The sequence below is a fragment of the Duganella sp. HH101 genome, assembly GCF_001758795.1.
GTDB lineage: Bacteria > Pseudomonadota > Gammaproteobacteria > Burkholderiales > Burkholderiaceae_D > Rugamonas > Rugamonas rivuli.
Genome location: NZ_LRON01000006.1, coordinates 95,655 through 115,414 on the forward strand (window position 1 = coordinate 95,655; position 19,760 = coordinate 115,414).

15 protein-coding genes are annotated in these 19,760 nt (G+C 62.4%); 1 reads left to right on the top strand and 14 read right to left on the bottom strand.

Translation table 11 applies throughout. The features are described 5' to 3' along the window. Positions 1-14 precede the first annotated feature (14 nt). The 4 genes from glmM to DUGA2_RS11755 all read right to left on the bottom strand — a co-directional run bounded on the left by glmM (position 15) and on the right by DUGA2_RS11755 (position 5,088). Entirely contained in the window at positions 15-1,364 is a 1,350-nt protein-coding gene (glmM, locus tag DUGA2_RS11740) for a phosphoglucosamine mutase (protein ID WP_070269456.1), read from the bottom strand. A 12-nt stretch (positions 1,365-1,376) separates the two neighbouring features. Continuing rightward, entirely contained in the window at positions 1,377-2,228 is an 852-nt protein-coding gene (gene folP / locus DUGA2_RS11745) for a dihydropteroate synthase (RefSeq protein WP_070269457.1), read from the bottom strand. A gap of 73 nt (positions 2,229-2,301) precedes the next feature. After that, complete coding sequence (gene ftsH, locus DUGA2_RS11750; protein WP_083296293.1) at positions 2,302-4,176, bottom strand: ATP-dependent zinc metalloprotease FtsH; 1,875 nt, start codon at positions 4,174-4,176, stop codon at positions 2,302-2,304. A 210-nt stretch (positions 4,177-4,386) separates the two neighbouring features. Further along, entirely contained in the window at positions 4,387-5,088 is a 702-nt protein-coding gene (locus DUGA2_RS11755; protein ID WP_070269459.1) for an RlmE family RNA methyltransferase, read from the bottom strand. A 43-nt stretch (positions 5,089-5,131) separates the two neighbouring features. Here DUGA2_RS11755 and DUGA2_RS11760 point away from each other — a divergent pair, with 43 nt between their 5' ends. Then, complete coding sequence (locus tag DUGA2_RS11760) at positions 5,132-5,602, top strand: YhbY family RNA-binding protein (protein WP_070269460.1); 471 nt, start codon at positions 5,132-5,134, stop codon at positions 5,600-5,602. Positions 5,603-5,665: 63 nt separating this feature from the next. On the opposite strand, the gene DUGA2_RS11765 is transcribed toward DUGA2_RS11760, so the two are convergent. From DUGA2_RS11765 to DUGA2_RS11810, 10 genes are all read right to left on the bottom strand, one after another. Further along, positions 5,666-6,148: a DUF4149 domain-containing protein gene (locus DUGA2_RS11765; protein WP_070269461.1), complete on the bottom strand. Its 483-nt coding sequence runs from the start codon at positions 6,146-6,148 to the stop codon at positions 5,666-5,668. After that, positions 6,148-6,624: a transcription elongation factor GreA gene (gene greA, locus DUGA2_RS11770; RefSeq protein ID WP_008447358.1), complete on the bottom strand. Its 477-nt coding sequence runs from the start codon at positions 6,622-6,624 to the stop codon at positions 6,148-6,150. The genes DUGA2_RS11765 and greA overlap by 1 nt, the downstream gene beginning before the upstream one ends. A 113-nt stretch (positions 6,625-6,737) precedes the next feature. Continuing rightward, complete coding sequence (gene carB / locus DUGA2_RS11775; RefSeq protein ID WP_008447357.1) at positions 6,738-9,968, bottom strand: carbamoyl-phosphate synthase large subunit; 3,231 nt, start codon at positions 9,966-9,968, stop codon at positions 6,738-6,740. A 1-nt stretch (position 9,969) separates the two neighbouring features. Then, positions 9,970-11,133: a glutamine-hydrolyzing carbamoyl-phosphate synthase small subunit gene (gene carA, locus DUGA2_RS11780; RefSeq protein WP_070269462.1), complete on the bottom strand. Its 1,164-nt coding sequence runs from the start codon at positions 11,131-11,133 to the stop codon at positions 9,970-9,972. Positions 11,134-11,385: 252 nt separating this feature from the next. After that, positions 11,386-11,796: a heme-binding protein gene (locus tag DUGA2_RS11785; RefSeq protein WP_008447352.1), complete on the bottom strand. Its 411-nt coding sequence runs from the start codon at positions 11,794-11,796 to the stop codon at positions 11,386-11,388. Positions 11,797-11,832: 36 nt separating this feature from the next. Continuing rightward, the gene (locus tag DUGA2_RS11790; protein WP_070269463.1) at positions 11,833-12,756 is read right to left on the bottom strand and encodes a patatin-like phospholipase family protein; all 924 of its coding nucleotides are present in this window, start codon (positions 12,754-12,756) and stop codon (positions 11,833-11,835) included. Between the two features lie 69 nt (positions 12,757-12,825). Then, the gene (locus DUGA2_RS11795; protein ID WP_141753241.1) at positions 12,826-13,881 is read right to left on the bottom strand and encodes a hypothetical protein; all 1,056 of its coding nucleotides are present in this window, start codon (positions 13,879-13,881) and stop codon (positions 12,826-12,828) included. Between the two features lie 107 nt (positions 13,882-13,988). Next, entirely contained in the window at positions 13,989-15,341 is a 1,353-nt protein-coding gene (locus DUGA2_RS11800; protein WP_070269465.1) for a Gfo/Idh/MocA family protein, read from the bottom strand. A gap of 22 nt (positions 15,342-15,363) precedes the next feature. After that, complete coding sequence (locus tag DUGA2_RS11805; RefSeq protein ID WP_229214668.1) at positions 15,364-16,686, bottom strand: DUF3472 domain-containing protein; 1,323 nt, start codon at positions 16,684-16,686, stop codon at positions 15,364-15,366. A gap of 19 nt (positions 16,687-16,705) precedes the next feature. Then, on the bottom strand, positions 16,706-19,744 hold the full coding sequence (locus DUGA2_RS11810; protein WP_070269466.1) for a TonB-dependent receptor plug domain-containing protein: 3,039 nt from the start codon (positions 19,742-19,744) through the stop codon (positions 16,706-16,708). Positions 19,745-19,760: the final 16 nt, after the last annotated feature.

Genomic DNA, 19,760 nt, shown 5'->3' on the forward strand with positions numbered 1-19,760 from the left:
ACACTGTTGAAATTTTACGCTGCCAGTTGCGCTTCCACCTTGTCGGCGATGCGGCGCGCCATCGACTGCGCATCGTCGGCGTTACGTGCTTCGACCATCACGCGTATCAACGGTTCCGTGCCGGAGGCGCGGATCAGCACGCGGCCGCTGTCGCCCAGCTCGCGCTCGACCAATTCCTTTTCCGCGACCATGGCGGCGTTCTTGGTCCAGTCGAAGCCTGGCGAGACGCGCACGTTGACCAGCGTCTGCGGGAAGATCACCAGGTCGCCGGCGCACTGCTCCAGCGACTTGCCGGCGCGCTTCAACGCCGACAGCACCTGCAACGCGGAGATGATGCCGTCGCCGGTGGTGTGCTTGTCCAGGCACAGCAGGTGGCCGGAGCCCTCGCCGCCCAGCAGCCAGCCCTTGTCCTTCATCACTTCCAGCACGTAGCGGTCGCCGACCTTGGCGCGCGCGAAACCGATGCCCCTCTCTTTCAGCGCCACTTCGACCGCCATATTGGTCATCAGCGTGCCGACCGCGCCAGCCACGGGGCCGGTCGCCAGGCGGTCCATCACCATCAGGTACAGCAGCTCGTCGCCGTTGTACAGGCGGCCGTTGGCGTCGCACATGATCAGGCGGTCGGCGTCGCCGTCCAGCGCGATGCCGAGGTCGGCGCCGTGGGCGCGCACGGCGGCGGCCATGGCGTCCGGCGCGGTGGCGCCGTGGCCCAGGTTGATGTTGAAGCCGTCCGGCTTGTTGCCGATGGCGATGACTTCAGCGCCCAGCTCGTGGAACACGTGCGGCGCGATATTGTAGGCGGCGCCGTGGGCGCAATCGACCACCAGCTTCAGGCCGCGCAGGTCCAGCTCGTTCGGGAAGGTGCTCTTGCAGAATTCGATGTAGCGGCCCTGCGCATCGTCCAGGCGCTTGGCGCGGCCCAGCTTTTCCGAGGCCACGCAAGCCATCGGCTCGTCCAGCGCGGCTTCGATTTCCAGCTCGACCGAGTCCGGCAGCTTGGTGCCCTGGCCGGAGAAGAATTTGATGCCGTTGTCCTGGAACGGGTTGTGCGAAGCCGAGATCACCACGCCGGCCGACAGGCGCAGCGCGCGCGTCAGGTAGGCGATGGCCGGGGTCGGCATCGGGCCGGCCAGCATGACATCCACGCCGGCGGCCGAAAAGCCCGCCTCCAGCGCAGCTTCCAGCATGTAGCCGGAAATGCGCGTGTCCTTGCCGATCAAAACAGTCGGCCGGGCCGAGCCGCTACGGCTGCCCGCCAGCACCTTGCCGGCCGCGTAACCGAGACGCATGACGAAGTCCGGCGTGATCGGCGATACGCCCACCAGGCCGCGGATGCCGTCAGTTCCAAAATATTTACGTGACATTGTGTATTCTCTTTATCGTTGTAGGTTAAATCCTGCCTGCCATACTTTTAGCGCATCCACCGTTTCCGCCACATCGTGCACGCGCACGATCAGCGCGCCCTGCGCCACCGCCGCCAGTGCGCCGCCGACGCTGCCGGCCATGCGCTGCTCGACCGGTTTGCCCGTCACCGCGCCCACCATGGACTTGCGCGACAGGCCGGCCAGCAGCGGCACATCCAGCTCCGCGATCAATTGCCCGGTGGCTTTCAACAAGGCGTAATTATGCTCCACAGTCTTGCCAAATCCAAAACCCGGATCGATGCAGAGACGACGCGGATCAATGCCGGCCGCCGTCAGCGTTTCGATGCGCTCGCGCAGGAAGGCGCTGACTTCGGCCACCACGTCGGTGTAGCTGGGCGCCAGTTGCATATGCTGTGGATCGCTTTGCATGTGCATGATACACAAGCCGCAGTCGCTGTCGCGCACCGCATCGATGGCGCCGGGCGCGCGGAAGCCGTTGATGTCGTTGATCATGTCGACGCCGGCGATGATGGCTTCGCGCATCACCTGCGGCTTGTAGGTGTCGACCGAGATGGCCGGGCCGATATCGCGCAGCGCGTACAGCACCGGCATCACGCGCTGCAGCTCCTGCTCCAGCGGCAGCGGCGGCGCGCCGGGGCGGCTCGATTCGCCGCCGACGTCGATGATGTCGACGCCGTCCAATATCATCTGCTCGGCATGCGAGATGGCGAACTCCAGCGACTGGTGCTGACCGCCGTCGGAAAACGAATCGGGGGTGACGTTGAGGATGCCCATCACGCGGGCGCGGACGCGATCGCCCCGCCACGGATAGTTGAAACGGCCGAACTGTAATGTGGATCGCATGTGTAACCGGAAGAAAAATAAAAAAAGGGCGAGGATTGCTCCCCACCCCTCTATGCTACTGCCCAGCCACGTATCAGGCTGGCGCGGTCACGCTGGGCGATACGCCCGAACCGCCGTCGCTAGGCGGCTGCTTGCGGATGGTCACGCCGGCTTTCGGCGCGCGCGGCTCCAGGCCGGCCATGATGTCGTTGATCTGGTCGGCATCGATGGTTTCCCACTCCATCAGCGCCTTGGTCATCACTTCGACCTTGTCGCGGTTCTCTTCCAGCAGCTTGCGCGCCAGTTGATATTGCTGATCCAGGATGGCGCGGATCTCGGCATCGACCATTTGCTGGGTCGCTTCGGAAATCGTCTTCGAGGCGCCGCCGAAGAAGCCATCGTTCTGGCTGTCTTCGTAGACCATCACGCCCATGCTGTCGGACATGCCGAAGCGCGTCACCATCGAGCGGGCCAGCTTGGTGGCGCGCGAGAAGTCGTTCGAGGCGCCGGTCGACATCTGGCCGACGAAGATCTCTTCGGCGATGCGGCCGCCGAACAGGATGGAAATTTCTTCCAGCATCTTGTCCTTGTAGCCCGAGATATTGTCGTGCTCAGGCAGCTGCCAGGTCAGGCCCAGTGCCCAGCCGCGCGGCATGATGGTCACTTTGTGGACCGGATCGGCCTTGGGCAGCAGCTTGGCGACCACGGCGTGGCCGGACTCGTGATACGCGGTGTTGCGGCGTTCTTCCTCGCGGATGACCATCGACTTGCGCTCAGGGCCCATGAAGATCTTGTCCTTGGCATCTTCGAAGTCGATCATGTCGACCAGGCGCTTGCTGCGGCGCGCGGCGAACAGCGCAGCCTCGTTGACCAGGTTGGCCAGGTCGGCGCCCGAGAAGCCAGGCGTGCCGCGGGCCAGGATGTCGGCCTTGACGTCGGTGCCGATAGGCACTTTGCGCATGTGCACGTTCAGGATCTGTTCACGGCCGCGGATGTCCGGCAGGCCGACCGAGACTTGACGGTCGAAACGGCCCGGACGCAGCAGCGCCTTGTCCAGCACGTCGGCGCGGTTGGTGGCGGCCACCACGATCACGCCGGACGAGGCTTCGAAGCCGTCCATTTCCACCAGCAGCTGGTTCAGCGTCTGTTCGCGTTCGTCGTTGCCGCCGCCCATGCCGGCGCCGCGATGACGACCGACCGCGTCGATCTCGTCGATGAAGATGATGCAAGGCGAATGCTTCTTGGCGTTCTCGAACATGTCGCGCACGCGGGACGCGCCGACGCCGACGAACATTTCAACGAAGTCCGAACCGGAGATCGAGAAGAACGGCACCTTGGCTTCGCCGGCGATGGCGCGCGCCAGCAGGGTCTTACCCGTGCCCGGAGGACCAACCATCAGCACGCCGCGTGGAATACGGCCGCCCAGTTTCTGGAATTTGCTTGGATCCTTGAGGAAGTCGACGATTTCGTTGACTTCTTCCTTCGCTTCGTCGCAACCGGCGACGTCGGCGAAGGTGACGGTGTTATTGGTTTCGTCCATCATGCGCGCCTTCGATTTACCGAAGGAGAAAGCGCCGCCCTTGCCGCCGCCCTGCATCTGACGCATGAAGAAAATCCACACGCCGATCAGCAACAGCATCGGGAACCAGGAAACGAACACTTGCTGCAGGAACGATGGCTCTTCAGGCGGACGCACGTCGAAGTGCACGCCGTTGTCGCGCAGGTCGCCGACCAGGCCGCGATCGAGGCCGGTGGCGGTGGCGCGCACCTTGGTGTCATCGCTGCGGGTGGCGGTGATGGCCGTACCTTCGATCAACACATCCTTAATCCGCTTGGCCTTGACTTCATCCAGCAGCTCGGAATAAGCGATGGTTTTGCTGCCACCTGCGACGCCATGGCTATCGAACTGCTTGTACAGCATGAGCAGGAGCAGTACGACAACTACCCAGATGGCTGATTTGGAAAACATGTTATTCACGAAAACTCCTTGGATGCAGGGCGCATCTTTTACCTATAGCTAGAAACCCGATTTTACTCGCAATAAGCAGGCGGTGCCAGAAGCCCGCTTACGCGTGCGGCCAAACTCCAGCCTAAAAAACACATTATTTGACCAAAATACCGGTGCGATCAAGTCAAAACTGATCCTCACTGTGCCGATGTGCGGCCCGAGCGGCAAATATCAAGGGCGTCCCGGGGGGAATTCGTCAGATTCCAGCGCTTGCGCCGACAACATGCCGTCGGTCGGGTTTTTCAGGCCGCGCCCCAGCAGGAAAATCTCGGACGACTTGTCGCGGCTGGCTTTCGGCTTTTTCTGAATCACAGTTTTGAATTCGCGGCGGAATTTGAGCACGATATCGTTAAAACCCATGTCTTTAAAACACTTCACCAGCAGCGAGCCGGTCGGTTTCAAATGGGCCTGGGAGAATTCAATTGCCAAATCGATCAGATGCTCCATGCGCGCGGCGTCGGAATCCGGAATACCGGACAGATTGGGCGCCATATCCGATAACACCAGGTCAACTTTTTGACCTTTGACATGATCTTCCAGCAGTTGCAGCACCTCGGGCTCGCGGAAATCGCCCTGGATGAAGTGGAAGTCGGCGATAGGCTCCATCGGCAGCAGGTCGAGGCCGATCAGCGTGCCGTTGATGCCCCCGCCCTCCTTGCCGGCCAGCTTGCGACGCGCGTATTGCCCCCAGCTGCCGGGAGTGCAGCCGAGGTCGACGATGACCTGGCCGGGCTTGATCAGGTTCTCGTCCTCATCGATCTCCTTGAGCTTGAAAGCGGCGCGGGCGCGGTAGCCCTCTTTTTGCGCTAATTTCACGTAAGGGTCGTTAATGTGGTCGTGTAACCAGTTTTTGTTTAATTTCTTCTTCTTCATTCGCGTAGAATACTGCCTTTAAGGGAACCACTAAAAATATATTATGCAAAAACTTACACCTGTTGAGCGCAGCGCTCTGCGCGCCGAAGCGCATGGTCTCAAGCCTATCGTCCTGATCGGCGAGGCCGGCCTGACAGCCAACGTCCTCAAGGAAATCTCGCTGGGCCTGGACTCGCACGGCCTGATCAAGGTCCGCGTCTTCGGCGACGACCGCGAAGCCCGTGCCGCCATGTACGACACCATCTGCGAAAAGCTGGATGCTGCTCCTGTGCAACACATCGGCAAGCTGCTGGTGCTGTACCGCCCGAAGGTTGAAACGGAAAAAGTCCGTTCGTCCTCCGGCAAAGGCCTGCGCGAAGTCACCATCGTCAAGCCTAGCCCAAGCGGCACCAAGCGCCCGTCTGTTACCAAGGTACTGCTCAAGGGAAATGAACGCGTGACGCAAGGCGGCAATATCAAACGCGCCAAGCCACTGCAGAAGTCGACCAAGAAGAGCGCACTGGGCTCGAAGTAAGCCTGATGCATCGTCCTTTCCCGCCTGGGAAAGGACGAAACTGTTATTACCGTTATTACTGTATTACTGTTTCACCACCAGCCACGCGGCCAGCAAGCTCTGCACCAGGTAGATGCTGCTGGAAATGCCGTGCAACATGCCGAATTCATTCTTGGCGGCGCCTTCCATCACACCGCCCGGCCCCGCCGCGGCACGCAATGCGGCCATCATCGGCTGCAGGCCGAAGTGCGACACCAGCGTGCACCCCAGCATGGCGATGACCACCACCAGCAGCGTGCGGCGCGTCTTGGCGGCCGAGTTCGCGGCCGAACCGGCGAAGATGCCGCCCGTCTCGGCGCCTTTGCTCACCCACAGCAGCACCAGCATCACCAGTGCGCAGGCGATCGACAGCCAGGCTTGATTCTTGAACAGGCTGGCGGCTATCGTGCCTGCCAGCACCCGGTCGCTCAGCGTGGCGAACAGCGTCGGCGCGGCCAGATAGCCGACTGCCCACAAACTGCCCGCCCACAGCGTCGCGACCAGCAAACGTGTACGCGCGAGCAGCATCAGATATAACGCACTTCCAGGATTTCGTATTCGCGCGGGCCGGACGGCGCCTGCACTTCCACCACGTCGCCGGCCGACTTGCCGATCAGCGCGCGGGCGATCGGCGACGTCACCGATACCTTGCTCAGTTTCAGGTCCGCTTCGTCCAGGCCGACGATCTGGTAGGTCACTTTCGCGCCCGAATCCAGGTCTTCCAGGTCCACGGTCGAGGCGAACACCACGCGGCCATCGGCGTCCAGCGTGGTCGGGTCGATGATTTGTGCTGCGCTCAGCTTACCTTCCAGTTCCGCGATGCGGCCTTCGACGAACGCCTGGCGCTCCTTGGCGGCATCGTACTCGGCGTTTTCCGACAGATCGCCATGCGAACGCGCTTCAGCAATCGCGTCGATCACGATACGGCGTTCTTTGGTCTTCAACTGGTGCAACTCTTCTTTCAGGAGTTCTGCGCCGAACTTGGTAAGTGGAACTGAAGTCATGTTTATATTTACTCTGTTGTTACAATGGAAAACCACAGAGGCCACGCCAACCTGCAGCGCGAGCTCTGTGGTTAAAAGGTACTGTTTCCCGTCACCGAGGCGACGAAAGAACCTTAGTGTAAGGTTTTATGCAGCCCTTGTAAATCGTACACTTGCAACTCGTCCAAATGACGGATGCCCTCGACCGCCGCTTCCGCGCCGGCGATGGTGGTGTAGGTCGTCACGCGCGAAGCCAGCGACGAGGTGCGGATCTGGCGCGAGTCCGTGATGGCGCTGCGCTTCTCTTCCACCGTGTTGATGACCAGGACGATTTCGTGGTTCTTGATCATGTCGACCACGTGCGGACGGCCTTCGACCACCTTGTTCACCGGCGTGACCGGAATGCCGGCCGCCGCGATGACGGCGGCGGTGCCCTTGGTCGCCACCAGCGTGAAGCCGATGTCCACCAGGTCGCGCGCCACTTTCACGGCGCGCGGCTTGTCCGACGATTTCACCGACAGGAACACCTTGCCCGATTTCGGCAGCTTGATGCCCGCGCCCAGCTGCGACTTGACGAAGGCTTCGCCGAAGGTCTTGCCGACACCCATGACTTCACCGGTCGATTTCATCTCGGGTCCGAGGATGGTGTCGACGCCCGGGAATTTCACGAACGGGAACACGGCTTCCTTGACGCTGAAGTAAGGTGGCACGACTTCCTTGGTGATGCCTTGTTGTGCCAAGGTCTGGCCGACCATGCAACGCGCGGCGATCTTCGCCAGTTGCAGGCCGGTGGCCTTCGACACGAACGGCACGGTACGCGATGCGCGCGGGTTCACTTCCAGCACGTAGACCACGTCGCGCAGTTCGCCGTCGCGTTCCTGCTTCTGGATCGCGAACTGCACGTTCATCAGGCCGACCACGTTCAGGCCCTTGGCCATCAGCGAAGTCTGGCGCTTCAGTTCATCGATGGTCTCTTGCGCGAGCGAGTAAGGCGGCAGCGAGCAGGCGGAGTCGCCCGAGTGCACGCCGGCCTGCTCGATGTGTTCCATCACGCCGCCGATGAAGGTGGTTTCGCCGTCGGAGATGCAATCGACGTCGCACTCGATGGCGTCGTTCAGGAAGCGGTCCAGCAGCACCGGCGAATCGTGCGATACCTTGACCGCTTCGCGCATGTAGCGCTCCAGGTCGCGCTGCTCGTGGACGATTTCCATCGCGCGGCCGCCCAGCACGTAGGAAGGACGCACCACCAGCGGGTAGCCGATTTCCTGCGCCAGCGCCAGGGCGTCGGCTTCGGTGCGCGCGGTGCGGTTAGGCGGCTGGCGCAGATTCAGCTTGTGCAGCATCTGCTGGAAACGCTCGCGGTCTTCGGCGGCGTCGATCATGTCCGGCGAGGTGCCGACGATAGGCACGCCATTGGCTTCCAGGTCCAGCGCCAGTTTCAACGGGGTCTGGCCGCCGTACTGGACGATCACGCCGACCGGCTTTTCCAGGTCGACGATTTCCAGCACGTCTTCCAGCGTCAGCGATTCGAAGTACAGGCGGTCCGAGGTATCGTAGTCGGTCGACACGGTCTCCGGATTGCAGTTGACCATGATGGTCTCGTAGCCGTCTTCGCGCATCGCCAGCGCCGCGTGTACGCAGCAGTAGTCGAATTCGATACCCTGGCCGATACGGTTAGGGCCACCGCCCAGCACCATGATCTTTTTCTTGTCGGTCGGGTTGGACTCGCACTCTTCATCGTAGGTCGAATACATGTAGGCGGTGTTGGTCGAGAACTCCGCGGCGCAGGTGTCCACGCGCTTGTACACCGGACGGATGTTCAGTTCGTGGCGCTTGGCGCGCACGGCCTTGGCATCGGTCTGCAGCAGGAAGGCCAGGCGGCGGTCCGAGAAGCCTTTTTGCTTCAGCTTGTACAGCGTAGGCTTGTCGATCTGGTCCAGCTTCTGCGTGTCCATCCACAGTTCCAGGTCCACGATCTCCTTAATCTGGATCAGGAACCACGGATCGATCTTGGTCAGGTTGTGCACCTCTTCCAGCGTGAAGCCCTGGGCGAACGCATCGCCCACGTACCAGATGCGTTCAGGACCAGGCTCGCCCAGTTCTTCTTCGATCTTCTCGCGGTCCTTGGTTTTTTCGTTCAGGCCGTCGACGCCGACTTCCAGGCCGCGCAGCGCTTTCTGGAACGATTCCTGGAAGGTGCGGCCGATCGCCATCACTTCGCCGACCGATTTCATTTGCGTGGTGAGGTGGTGGTCGGCGGTCGGGAACTTCTCGAACGTGAAGCGCGGGATCTTGGTGACGACGTAGTCGATCGACGGTTCGAACGAGGCCGGGGTCGCGCCGCCGGTGATCTCGTTGCGCAGCTCGTCCAGCGTGAAGCCCACGGCCAGCTTGGCCGCCACTTTCGCGATCGGGAAGCCGGTGGCTTTCGACGCCAGTGCCGACGAACGCGATACGCGCGGATTCATTTCGATGACGATCATGCGGCCGTCGGCCGGGTTGATCGAGAACTGCACGTTGGAGCCGCCGGTGTCGACGCCGATCTCACGCAGCACCGCCAGCGAGGCGTTGCGCATGATCTGGTATTCCTTGTCGGTCAGCGTCTGTGCCGGCGCCACGGTGATCGAGTCGCCGGTGTGCACGCCCATCGGATCCAGGTTTTCGATCGAGCAGATGATGATGCAGTTGTCCGCCTTGTCGCGCACCACTTCCATCTCGTACTCTTTCCAGCCGATCAGCGATTCTTCGATCAGCAGTTCGGAGGTCGGCGAAGCTTCCAGGCCGCGTTTGCAGATGGTCTCGAATTCTTCTTCGTTGTAGGCGATGCCGCCGCCGGTGCCGCCCATCGTGAACGACGGACGGATGATGACCGGGAAGCCCAGCGTGCGCTGCACGGCCCACGATTCTTCCATGGTGTGCGAGACGCCCGACTTGGCCGAACCCAGGCCGATCTTGGTCATCGCGTCCTTGAACTTGGAACGGTCTTCGGCCTTGTCGATGGCTTCCGGCGTGGCGCCGATCAGCTCGACTTTGTACTTGTCGAGGATGCCGTGGCGATGCAGGTCCAGCGCGCAGTTCAGCGCGGTCTGGCCGCCCATGGTCGGCAGGATCGCGTCCGGCTTTTCCTTGGCGATGATGCGTTCCACGACCTGCCAGGTGATCGGCTCGACGTAGGTGACGTCGGCCATTTCCGGGTCGGTCATGATGGTCGCTGGATTGCTGTTGACCAGGATGACTTTATAGCCCTCTTCGCGCAGGGCCTTGCAGGCCTGTGCGCCGGAATAATCGAACTCGCAAGCCTGGCCGATGATGATCGGGCCAGCGCCAATAATCAGAATACTTTTAATGTCTGTACGTTTAGGCATCTTATTTTTTCTCCGTTGCTTCCATCATGCCGATGAAGCGGTCAAACAGGTAAGCGACGTCAGTCGGGCCGGGCGATGCTTCAGGGTGGCCCTGGAAGCAGAAGGCCGGCGTGTCGGTGCGGGCGAAGCCCTGCAGCGAACCGTCGAACAGCGATTTGTGGGTTACGCGGCAGTTGGCCGGCAAGGTGTCCGGGTCGACGGCGAAGCCGTGGTTCTGGGACGTGATCAGCACTTGTTTGCTGTCCAGGTCCTGCACCGGGTGGTTGGCGCCGTGGTGGCCGAATTTCATCTTCAGGGTTTTCGCGCCCGAGGCCAGGCCCATGATCTGGTGGCCGAGGCAGATGCCGAACAGCGGCAGCTTCTTGGCCATGAAGACCTTGGCGGCGGCGATCGCGTAGTCGCATGGCTCAGGGTCGCCTGGGCCGTTCGACAGGAACACGCCGTCCGGGTTCAGCGCCAGCACTTCGTCGGCGGTGGTTTGCGCCGGCACGACGGTGACTTTGCAGCCGCGCGCGGTCAGCACGCGCAGGATGTTGCGCTTGACGCCGAAGTCGTAGGCCACCACGTGGAACTTAGGATCCGTCAGTTTGCCGTAGCCTTCGCCCAGCGTCCATTCGGTTTCGGTGAAGTCGTAGGCCGCCTTGACGGTGACGACCTTGGCCAGGTCCATGCCGGCGATGCCGGGGAAGGAGCGGGCCAGGTCCAGCGCTTGCGACGCCGACGGCTCGTTGCCTTGCGTGCCGACCAGGATGGCGCCGGACTGGGCGCCCTTCTCGCGCAGGATGCGGGTCAGCTTGCGGGTGTCGATACCGGCGATGCCGACGATGTTCTCGGCCTTCAGGTAATCGGACAGCGATTGGGTGGAGCGGAAATTCGACGCCATCAGCGGCAGGTCACGGATGATTAAACCGGCCGTGTGGACTTTGGTGGATTCGACGTCTTCCGGATTGACGCCGGTATTGCCGATATGCGGATACGTCAGGGTGACGATCTGACGGCTGTAGGAAGGATCGGTCAGGATTTCCTGATAGCCGGTCATGGACGTATTGAAGACCACTTCGCCGGTTGTATGACCGGCGGCGCCGATCGAAAAACCTTTGAAAATGGTACCGTCAGCGAGGGCCAGTATGGCTGGAACGGCAGGGCCAGAAAAAAATGGCGGCAAGGGCAACTCCTGATAAAGTTACCGTAGCTGCGCCACGTCAGACGACCGTCGTGTATCCCCCGCCGTCGCAGGCCAGGGTGGAAGGTCAATTGATGATGGAGTGAGTGGTAGTCGCTACGGTAGAGGTGAGATTGGCTAAACCTTTGAATTATAACCAAATCCCCCTCTCTTGGCAATGCCAGCTGGCGCATCTGCGACGAAAAAAATGCCGCCGGACGCGAGTCGGGCGGCACTTCGGAGAAACGTTGTAAATTAATTCAGCGCGGCGATACCGGCTTTGGCGACCTGCACATCTTCGGCCGACTTGACGCCCGAGACGCCGACGGCGCCGATGACGTGGCCGTCAACGATGATGGGCACGCCGCCTTCCAGCAGGCCGTCGGCCATCGGCGCCGGGGCGCTCAGGAAGGCGGTGCGGCCGTTGTTGATCATGTCTTCGTAGATCTTCGATTCGCGGCGGCCCAGCGCCGATACGCGCGCCTTGGCGGGAGCGATGTGCGACGACAGCGGTGCGGCGCCGTCCTGGCGCTGCAACCACAGCAGGTGGCCGCCGTCGTCGACGATGGCGATCACCACAGGCCAGTTGTTGGCCACAGCCTCGGCTTCGGCGCCGGCGGCGATTTTCTTGATGTCGGCAAGCGACAGGTAAGGTTTGGTTTGCATGTGCTCTTCCTTATTATTGGACCGGATATTGTACTGCTACGGTCTGCGCTTGGCTTCCAGTTTCTGTTTGATCTGCGCCATCACCTGCGCGGCGGCCTGCTCGCCCGCCAGGATGGCCTGGTTGCGGCCGGCGAAGTCGTTGCCCGCCATCTTGCCCAGGCTAGGCGCGATCACCACGTCCGCATCCTTCAACTCATACTGGTTGATGCGCTGGCCCATGATGCTGAAGGTCTGCATGATGACGTCGAGCGAGCTGACGGTGGCCTGCACATCGGCCTGGGTCGAGATGTTGACGGCGATGACAAAGTCCGCGCCCATGTCGCGCGCGAAGCGCACCGGCACCGGCGCCACCAGGCCGCCATCCACATACGAACGGTTGTTGATCACCACCGGCTGGAACACGCCAGGCACCGACGACGACGCCCGCACCGCCATCCCCGTATTCCCGCGCTGGAACAGGATCGGCTGGCCGGTCTTCAAGTCCGAGGCCACGGCGCCGAACGGTATCTTCAGCTTTTCCATCGGCTGGTTGTTGACCGCCTTGTTGACGTAGGTTTGCAGCGCCTCGCCTTTGAGCACGCCGGAGCTCTTGCCGAACAGCGGCACGGCCCAGTCGGAGATCGCCGCTTCGTCCATGTCCATCGCCAGCTTCTGCAACTGGAAGCCGGTGTTCCCGGCCGCGTACAGCGCGCCGACCACCGAGCCGGCACTGGTGCCGACCACGATGTCCGCGTAGATGCCCTGCGCCTCCAGCGCCTTGATCACGCCGATGTGCGCGAAGCCGCGCGCCGCCCCGCCGCCCAGCGCCAGGCCGATCTTGATCTTCTTGGGAGGAAGAGGCTCCGGCACCGCCAGCGGCGGCGGCGCCGGCGTTTCGATCACCGGATTGGTCTTGCAGCCGACGACTGCGGCTGCGGCAAAGATGGTTAAAGCGACAAGGGAAAGGCGGCGTGATGGCATGTAGGGTCAATCTGCTGGGTTATGGCGCAGCAGATTGTAACTTAATGGAGCCCTATTCAGCGGCAAGAGCTAACGATGCGAGAAGTTCACCCTGTTTCCGGCCTTGGACTGACCGGAAAATTGAAGCCCGTCCGCTCCCTTGCCAGAGAAGTCCTGACCATCTATCGTCAGGCTAAGCTCTCCTGACGCGTTCACACTGCCGCTGATCGGAACCGTAATGTTGCCGCTGACAATCGACGAACAAGTGGCGTTGAACTTTCCAGTGGCACCGATATCGAAAACGCAGTCGTTAGCGGTCGTGCTTTGCAACATAACATCGGTCCAGGTCCCCGCAAAACGCTCAACAACATCCTTTCTTCGGCCAGTGGCGGCAGTGGCGTAGCCCAGCAATTCGTCAGTACGCGTGGCTTTAGTCGTCGCGCCGTTAGCACCGCTCGGCGTAGTGCTGATATCGGCGACGCACTTGACGTTCATGCCGGAGACGACATCCCGCCAGCAGCTAACATCGTTGACCTGCGTGGATTTTTTTAGCACCCAGATCGTCTGATAGACCAGCTTGATCGTATCGAATCTGCCGGCCGCCACATCGATGGTTTCGGTGCCCACTGCACTCCCCTTGACGCTGACCGTTACCGGCAGGTTACTCTGCGCGCAACTGGAATTCGCGTTGGCTTTGGACGCGGCATTTTGCCACGCCATGCCTACCGTAACGGTGGCTGGAATCTCATACCAGGTTGGTGAGTAACGATACTCACAACCCTGTGCGCCCACCTCGTTGCCGCCATTAATGCCAGCGCCGGCAACGACCGCGCTCACCTCATAGTGGAACTCCGAATCGCCGAAGGTGGTGATCATATTTCCAGAAAGATCGAAGTCCGAATAACTTTTGGTGTAAAGGCCGGTGGCGTCGGTGCGGGTCTTTCCGGCCAGAGTCCTGCCGAAGTTGGTGCGGTATGTGTAATAGTCGCCCTGCGAGGGCATGGGGACTGTACTCGTTTGTACGATTTGCGGCGAAGGTGTAACCGCAGGCGAGGTTTGAGTGGCGGCGCCGACAGCGGTGCCGCCACCTCCTCCGCAAGCAGCCAATGCCAGGGAACTAAAGAAGATTACTACCAGAGAACGCATGCATTACTTTCCAAAAGATAATTATCAAAACATTATATCATTTTGAAATTTCCTAATGGAAAGCATTCTTTTAAAACAATTTGCGGCGACTTAATCGCCGGGCTCGCCTATAGCGCGAAGATCGGCTTGCGCGTCTTCCAGGCCCCGGCCGTAAAGTCGGGGAAGTCCAGCGTCTGGAAGTTCTGCGCGATCGACTGCTCCGACAGCGGCGTGATGGCGCTCCACGTCACCGCGTCGTAGATATCGATCGGCATCGGCGCCCTCGCCTTCAGCGCTTCGATGAAGGACTGGATGACGAAGAAGTCCATGCCGCCGTGGCCCGCGCCCTCAGCGTCCTTGGCGTATTTGCGCCACAGCGGATGGTCGTACTTGTCCTGGTAGGCCTGGAAGTCCTCCCACTGGTGCGGCTTGCTCTTGCCTTCGATGTGGATGGAATTGTTCACGTCCATCCACAGGCCGTCGGTGCCTTGCACGCGGAAGCCCAATGAATAAGGGCGCGGCAGCGAGGTATCGTGCTGCAGCAGGATGGTCTCGCCGTTCTCGCAGGCCAGCGTGGTGGTGACGACGTCGCCCAGCTTGAACTGCGTCTTCGCATTCGGGCTGGCCGCGCCGCCCGGCTGCTTGACGATGTAGTCGTGCAGGCCGCGCGCCTTGGTGGCGAAGCTGTTGATGCGCGTGAAGCGGTTGCCGCGGTTGATGTTGGTGTACATCGCGCACGGGCCGATGCCGTGGCTTGGATACAGCTCGCCGTTGCGCTGCACCGAATGCTCGGTGCGCCACTTGGCCTCCGACCAGCCCTTGGCGCCGAACTCCACGCCGCCGCCATACGGCTTGGCCGGATCGCCGCTGTTGAACTTCACCGCGCGCAGGTCGTGCTGGTAGCCGCCCTGCAGGTGGATCAGCTCTCCGAACAAGCCGGAACGCACCATCTGCAGCACCGCCATCACGTCGCGGCGGAAGCACACGTTCTCCAGCAGCATATACGGCGTGCCGGTCTTGAGCTGCGTGTTGAGCACATCCCAGTGGTCCTGCAGCGTCACGCCGGCCACCACCTCGCAACCGACAGGCACCTTGGCCTGCATGGCGGCGATGGCCATCTGCGCATGCCATTCCCACGGCGTGGCGATGATCACGCCGTCCAGCGTGCCGGCGTCCAGCATGCGCTTGTAGGCTTGCGGATCGCGGTCCTCGCCGAAGGTCTTCGGCTTGGCCTTGCCGAACTTCTCCACCTGCTTGAGCGCGCGGCCCAGCATGATAGGTTCGATGTCGCACAGCGCGACGACTTCCACGTCGTCGCGGCGCAGCAGTTCCTGCAACAGCACCTGGCCGCGCATGCCGGTGCCGATCATGCCGATGCGTACCCGCTCGCGGGTGGCGGCAAAGGCCGTGGGCAGCATCAGGCTGCCGGCGAAAGCCGCGCCGGCGGTGAGGAAGTCTCGTCGATTAAAAGCTGATTTCATGGTGCTCCTTTTAAAATTCTTTTTATTGCTGCGGCAGCGTGGCAACGTCCACGGCCGGTTGCTGGCCGGTGGCGGCGCGGGTGAAGTTCTGGTTCACCGGCACGTAGTCGCCGAAGAAGCCGCCGTTACGCAGGTAGAACTGGCCTTTATCCAGGCCGCCGGCGTAGTCCATGCGCTGGACGTTGGTGACGGTGGCGTCGCCGGTGAAGCGGGCCTTCGTCACTTCGGTCCAGGCGCCCGATACATTGCGCGCCCACTGGTTGCCGAACGATACACGCCGTCCAGTATAGCCCTTGGTATCGATGAAGTTCTCCAGGAAGGAGTAGGCTCCGGTCAGATACGTGGTCGTGGCGGGACGCTTCCAGGTGGCGATGAAGCGCCACACGCCCAGCTCCGGAGCGTAGAACCACGCCGAGTAGTCGGTGGCGCCGGCGCCGTCCGGCCGCGCGCGGGTGATGAAGCGGTAGGTGTTCCCGGTGATCCAGTTGTAGCTCAGGTAGGACTGGCCGCCGGTGCCTTCGCCTCCGAAGCTGTTGTCCACCACGCCCGCGCCCTTCTTGACCAGCGAGGTCTTGCCGCCGCCATCAGGATCCCACACCGAGAACAGCACCCAGCGCTCGCTCGGCGACTTTACCTGGATGCCGAAGTAGCCCTGGCCGAAGCCGTTGGCCATGTAGTAGGAGCCTTCCGGGTCCTGCCCCGCAGGCACCGTCACCTCGTTGTAGAAGTACTCGGTGTTGGCCGGCGTGGTGTAGCCCATATGGACCGACGGTCCGCGCCGCGACCAGTAGTAGTTATCCGGATCGTTGGCGTAGTTGATGGTGGCGCTGGTGGTCACGCGCAGCGCCGAAACGTCGCCGAAGTAGCCGCCGTCCTTGCTTACACCCTGCAGATCGACCTTCACATAGCCCGGCGCGGCGACGTTGACTGTGCCGACCGGATAAGTCCTGGCGCCGTTGACCGACAGCTTGACCAGGAACGGCGTGCCGTTGACGGTGACGCGTATGGTGCTGTTGCTGCTGCCGGCCAGCCTGGCGTCCAGGCCCAGCGTGACCTGGCCGGCTGTCGCCATGCGGAAGTAAGCGCTGGTGACGGTGGCTGGGTTGCTCCAGTTGGCAAGGCCGTTGCCGTTGATCTCTTCTTCCGCATCGGCGGGCGCGCTGGTGATGAAGGCGTTACCAGCCAGCGCCACCGTCTTCGAGCTGGCGGCGGCCACGCTGGCCGATGGCCCTCCCATCACCACCTTGGCGGCGGTCTGCGTACCCTGCCCGTCGGCGGACGTACCGCCGCAAGCGCTCAACATCCATGCCGCACAAACCAGGAAAAAACTTTGCTGTTTCATCATGCTCTCCTCAGGTTGAACATCAGAACTCGTATTCGGCGGTCAGACGCACCGAGCGCGGCGACGTGCGGCCCGCCACTTGCAGGTAGTTGCGCGAGATGCCGCTGCCATCGTTGTAGGTCTCGTTGTAGCGGGTCGTGGTCTGGCGGTCGAAGACGTTGAACACATCGACCTTCAGGCTCAGGCCCTTGGCGTAGCGCGGCGTGTAGGCCAGGTTCAGGTCGAGCTGCGCCTGCCATGGCAAACGTCCCTGGCTGCCACGCGGGGTTGCCACGCCCTTGCAGTAGAAGTAGGCCGAGTTGTAGTCGTTCGCGAAGCGCAGGTTGTCGGGCAGGTTGCCGATGCAGTTGCGCGGAGCGCCCGATGTCAACGCCAGGTTGCCGCCGACGGTCAGCTCCGGCAGCACCTGCATGAAGCCATACGCCTTGATCGCATGCCGGTGGTCGCCCGGCAGATAGCCATAGGCGTTGTACATCAGTTCCTTGTGGTCGTCGCTGACGGTCAGGCCGACGTCGCCGCCGCCGATGGTATCGGTCTGCCCTTCCATATTGCCCTTGAGCGCGGACAGCGTGTAAGTGACCTTGCCGTACCAGCCATTGCTGAACGGGTGCTCGACGAACAGGTTCAGCGCGCGGTAGGTGCGCTCCGGTTTCGGGTTGCCCCACTGGGCCGCCGAGATGTCGACGCGGCGCAGTCCTTTGCCGTCGGCGAAGTCGATCCACAGCGCGTTGTCGCGGCCCGGATTGATGATCGCGCACTGGAAGCCGCCCCAGTTGCTGGTATCGACCTTGTTGGCGGTGGCCCAGGCGTCGATCGGACGCTGGTCGCAGCTGTCGTCGTTGGTATCGTTCAGACGACGGTACAGGAAGCTGGCGCCGGCCACCAGTTTCTTGTTGAAGGCTTTCTCCAGCCCGAACGCAAACTCGTCCTGCGACAGCGGCTTCAGGCCGATGGCGGTGACTTCGCGCGCGTCGCGGCTTTGGCCGTAGGCGTTGTTGGCGGAATACGGCTTGGTGCCCAGCGCGTGCAGGCCGGTCGGCGCACCGGTGGCCGGATCGACACCGGTGTAGGTGAAGAACTCGCTGGTGGAGGTGAACGGCGCCGCCATATTGCTCGACAGGTTGGACGGCACCGGCAGGTGATAGCGGCCGGCGTTGAAGGACAGCTTGAGCGAGCCGTCGCCGTTGTAGTCCCAGCTGGCGCTGACGCGCGGCGCGATCATATTGCGTTGCGAGATGAAGGCGTCGCCGTTGCTGGTGTAGTTGGTGAACTGCTCGCGGCGCAGGCCCAGGTCCAGCAGCACGCGGTCGGTGATCTGGTAGTGGTCCTGGATGTATTGCGCCGACTGTTCGCTGGTCGGATGCGCAAGGTTGCTGTAGTAATCGCGGCTGACGTAGTAGCCCTGCGTGCCGAAGCCGCCGCCCTGCGCCAAGGTCTGGTTGGCGCCGTTGATCTGCGCGTTCGGCGCATCCTTGTGGTAGGACCAGCGGTAGCCGCCGGCCAGGCCCAGGCCGACGCGCGAATCGACGTCGATGCGGTCGATACCGGCGCGCAGCGAGTGGCTGCCGAGGCGATATTCGACGTCCAGCCGCTTGCCTTTTTGCTCGTCGCCGGAGTTCGGATCGACCAGGTTGCCGGTAACGGTCTGCGGGCTCGGATAGTTCAGGCCCGGCACCTGCACCGCCGTGGTGCTGGAGATCTGCGGCAGCGACGGATCGTAGCCTTCCGGCGAGCGGCGGTGGATGGTGCGCGACTTTCCGTACAAGGCGGTCACGGTCAGGTTGTCGGTCAGGTAGCCGGTGTACTTCAGCACATCGATGTCGGCGCCTGGCGCGGAAGCGGCGCCGCAGCAATTGATGGTGGTTTCGCCGCTGCCGCCCGGCACGCCGGTGCTCGACTGCGTCGCGTAGCTGTAGCCGTAGGCCTGGCTGCGCGTGGTGGTGCGGTCGTACAGCTTGGTGTATTCGAGGTGATGGTCTTCGGCCAGGTTGTAATCGATCTTGGCCAGGTAGCGGTTCACTTCCGTGTTGCTGGTGGCCCAGCCGGTGCGCAAGTCGGAAGCCTTGGTCTCGGTGGAGGCGCCGACCGACTGGCTGTCGGACTTGGTGCGCTCCAGCGCGACGAAGGCGAACAGCTTGTTCCTGATCAGCGGGCCGCTGCCATACAGGCCGATGGTCTTGCTGGTGCTGCCGTTGTCCTGGTTCGCGTACAGCAGCTTGCCGTCGGTCTTGGGGTTGGCGCCGGTGTTGGGGAAGTAGGTATTGGCGGTGGTGCCCTTCAAGCCACGCGGAAGGGTCGACAGCTTGCCGCCGAATTCGAACTTGTTGCCGCCGCTCTTGGTGGTGATGTTGACCACGCCGCCGGTGGAACGGCCGAACTCCGAGCCATAGCCGCCGGTCAGCACCTGCATGTTGGAGATGGCGCCGAACGGCAGCTCGGACGCGCCAACCTGGGTCAGGATGTTCGTGATCGGGAAGCCGTTCACATAGAACGCGTTCTCCGACTGGCCGGAACCGCCGATCTGCGGCGCGCTGCCATACTGCGAGTTGGTACCGCGCGCCACGCCCGGCGTCAGCTGCACCACCGCTGCGATGTCGTTGGCCACCGGCAGCGCCTTCAGCTCCCTGGCGGTGAAGACGACGCCGTTGTTGGTGCTGGAGACGTCGATCAGCGTGCGGGCGCCGCGCACCACAACGGTGGCGGCAGCATCGACGGCGGCGGCGAAGTTGACCTCCGCGCCGCCACCCACCAACGCTTCAATTTCCTGCGTAGCCTGCACGGTACCGCCGCGCACCACACGCGCCGCATAGCGGCCCGGCGGCATCGAGTTGGCGATGTAGCGGCCCGACGCATCCGGCGTCAGCGTACGCTGCGCGCCGGTGGCCAGGTTTTCCAGCACCACGGTGGCGCCGGCCGGCGACTGCACTTCGCCGAAGATGGTGGCCGTGGCGTTGGACTGCGCCCAGGCCTGGCCGCCGCTGCCGGCCACCGTCAGCGCGATGAGTATTGCCGTCGCCTGGCGGATGACGCTGTGGCGCGGCTTGAATCGTTGGTGTTGCATGCTGCTCCTCCTGTTG

Coding starts and splice junctions, on each gene's coding strand:
- glmM (WP_070269456.1), bottom strand. CDS start 1,364: ATGTCACGTAAATATTTTGGAACTGACGGCATCCGCGGCCTGGTGGGC.
- folP (WP_070269457.1), bottom strand. CDS start 2,228: ATGCGATCCACATTACAGTTCGGCCGTTTCAACTATCCGTGGCGGGGC.
- ftsH (WP_083296293.1), bottom strand. CDS start 4,176: ATGTTTTCCAAATCAGCCATCTGGGTAGTTGTCGTACTGCTCCTGCTC.
- DUGA2_RS11755 (WP_070269459.1), bottom strand. CDS start 5,088: ATGAAGAAGAAGAAATTAAACAAAAACTGGTTACACGACCACATTAAC.
- DUGA2_RS11760 (WP_070269460.1), top strand. CDS start 5,132: ATGCAAAAACTTACACCTGTTGAGCGCAGCGCTCTGCGCGCCGAAGCG.
- DUGA2_RS11765 (WP_070269461.1), bottom strand. CDS start 6,148: ATGCTGCTCGCGCGTACACGTTTGCTGGTCGCGACGCTGTGGGCGGGC.
- greA (WP_008447358.1), bottom strand. CDS start 6,624: ATGACTTCAGTTCCACTTACCAAGTTCGGCGCAGAACTCCTGAAAGAA.
- carB (WP_008447357.1), bottom strand. CDS start 9,968: ATGCCTAAACGTACAGACATTAAAAGTATTCTGATTATTGGCGCTGGC.
- DUGA2_RS11785 (WP_008447352.1), bottom strand. CDS start 11,796: ATGCAAACCAAACCTTACCTGTCGCTTGCCGACATCAAGAAAATCGCC.
- DUGA2_RS11790 (WP_070269463.1), bottom strand. CDS start 12,756: ATGCCATCACGCCGCCTTTCCCTTGTCGCTTTAACCATCTTTGCCGCA.
- DUGA2_RS11795 (WP_141753241.1), bottom strand. CDS start 13,881: ATGCGTTCTCTGGTAGTAATCTTCTTTAGTTCCCTGGCATTGGCTGCT.
- DUGA2_RS11800 (WP_070269465.1), bottom strand. CDS start 15,341: ATGAAATCAGCTTTTAATCGACGAGACTTCCTCACCGCCGGCGCGGCT.
- DUGA2_RS11805 (WP_229214668.1), bottom strand. CDS start 16,686: ATGATGAAACAGCAAAGTTTTTTCCTGGTTTGTGCGGCATGGATGTTG.
- DUGA2_RS11810 (WP_070269466.1), bottom strand. CDS start 19,744: ATGCAACACCAACGATTCAAGCCGCGCCACAGCGTCATCCGCCAGGCG.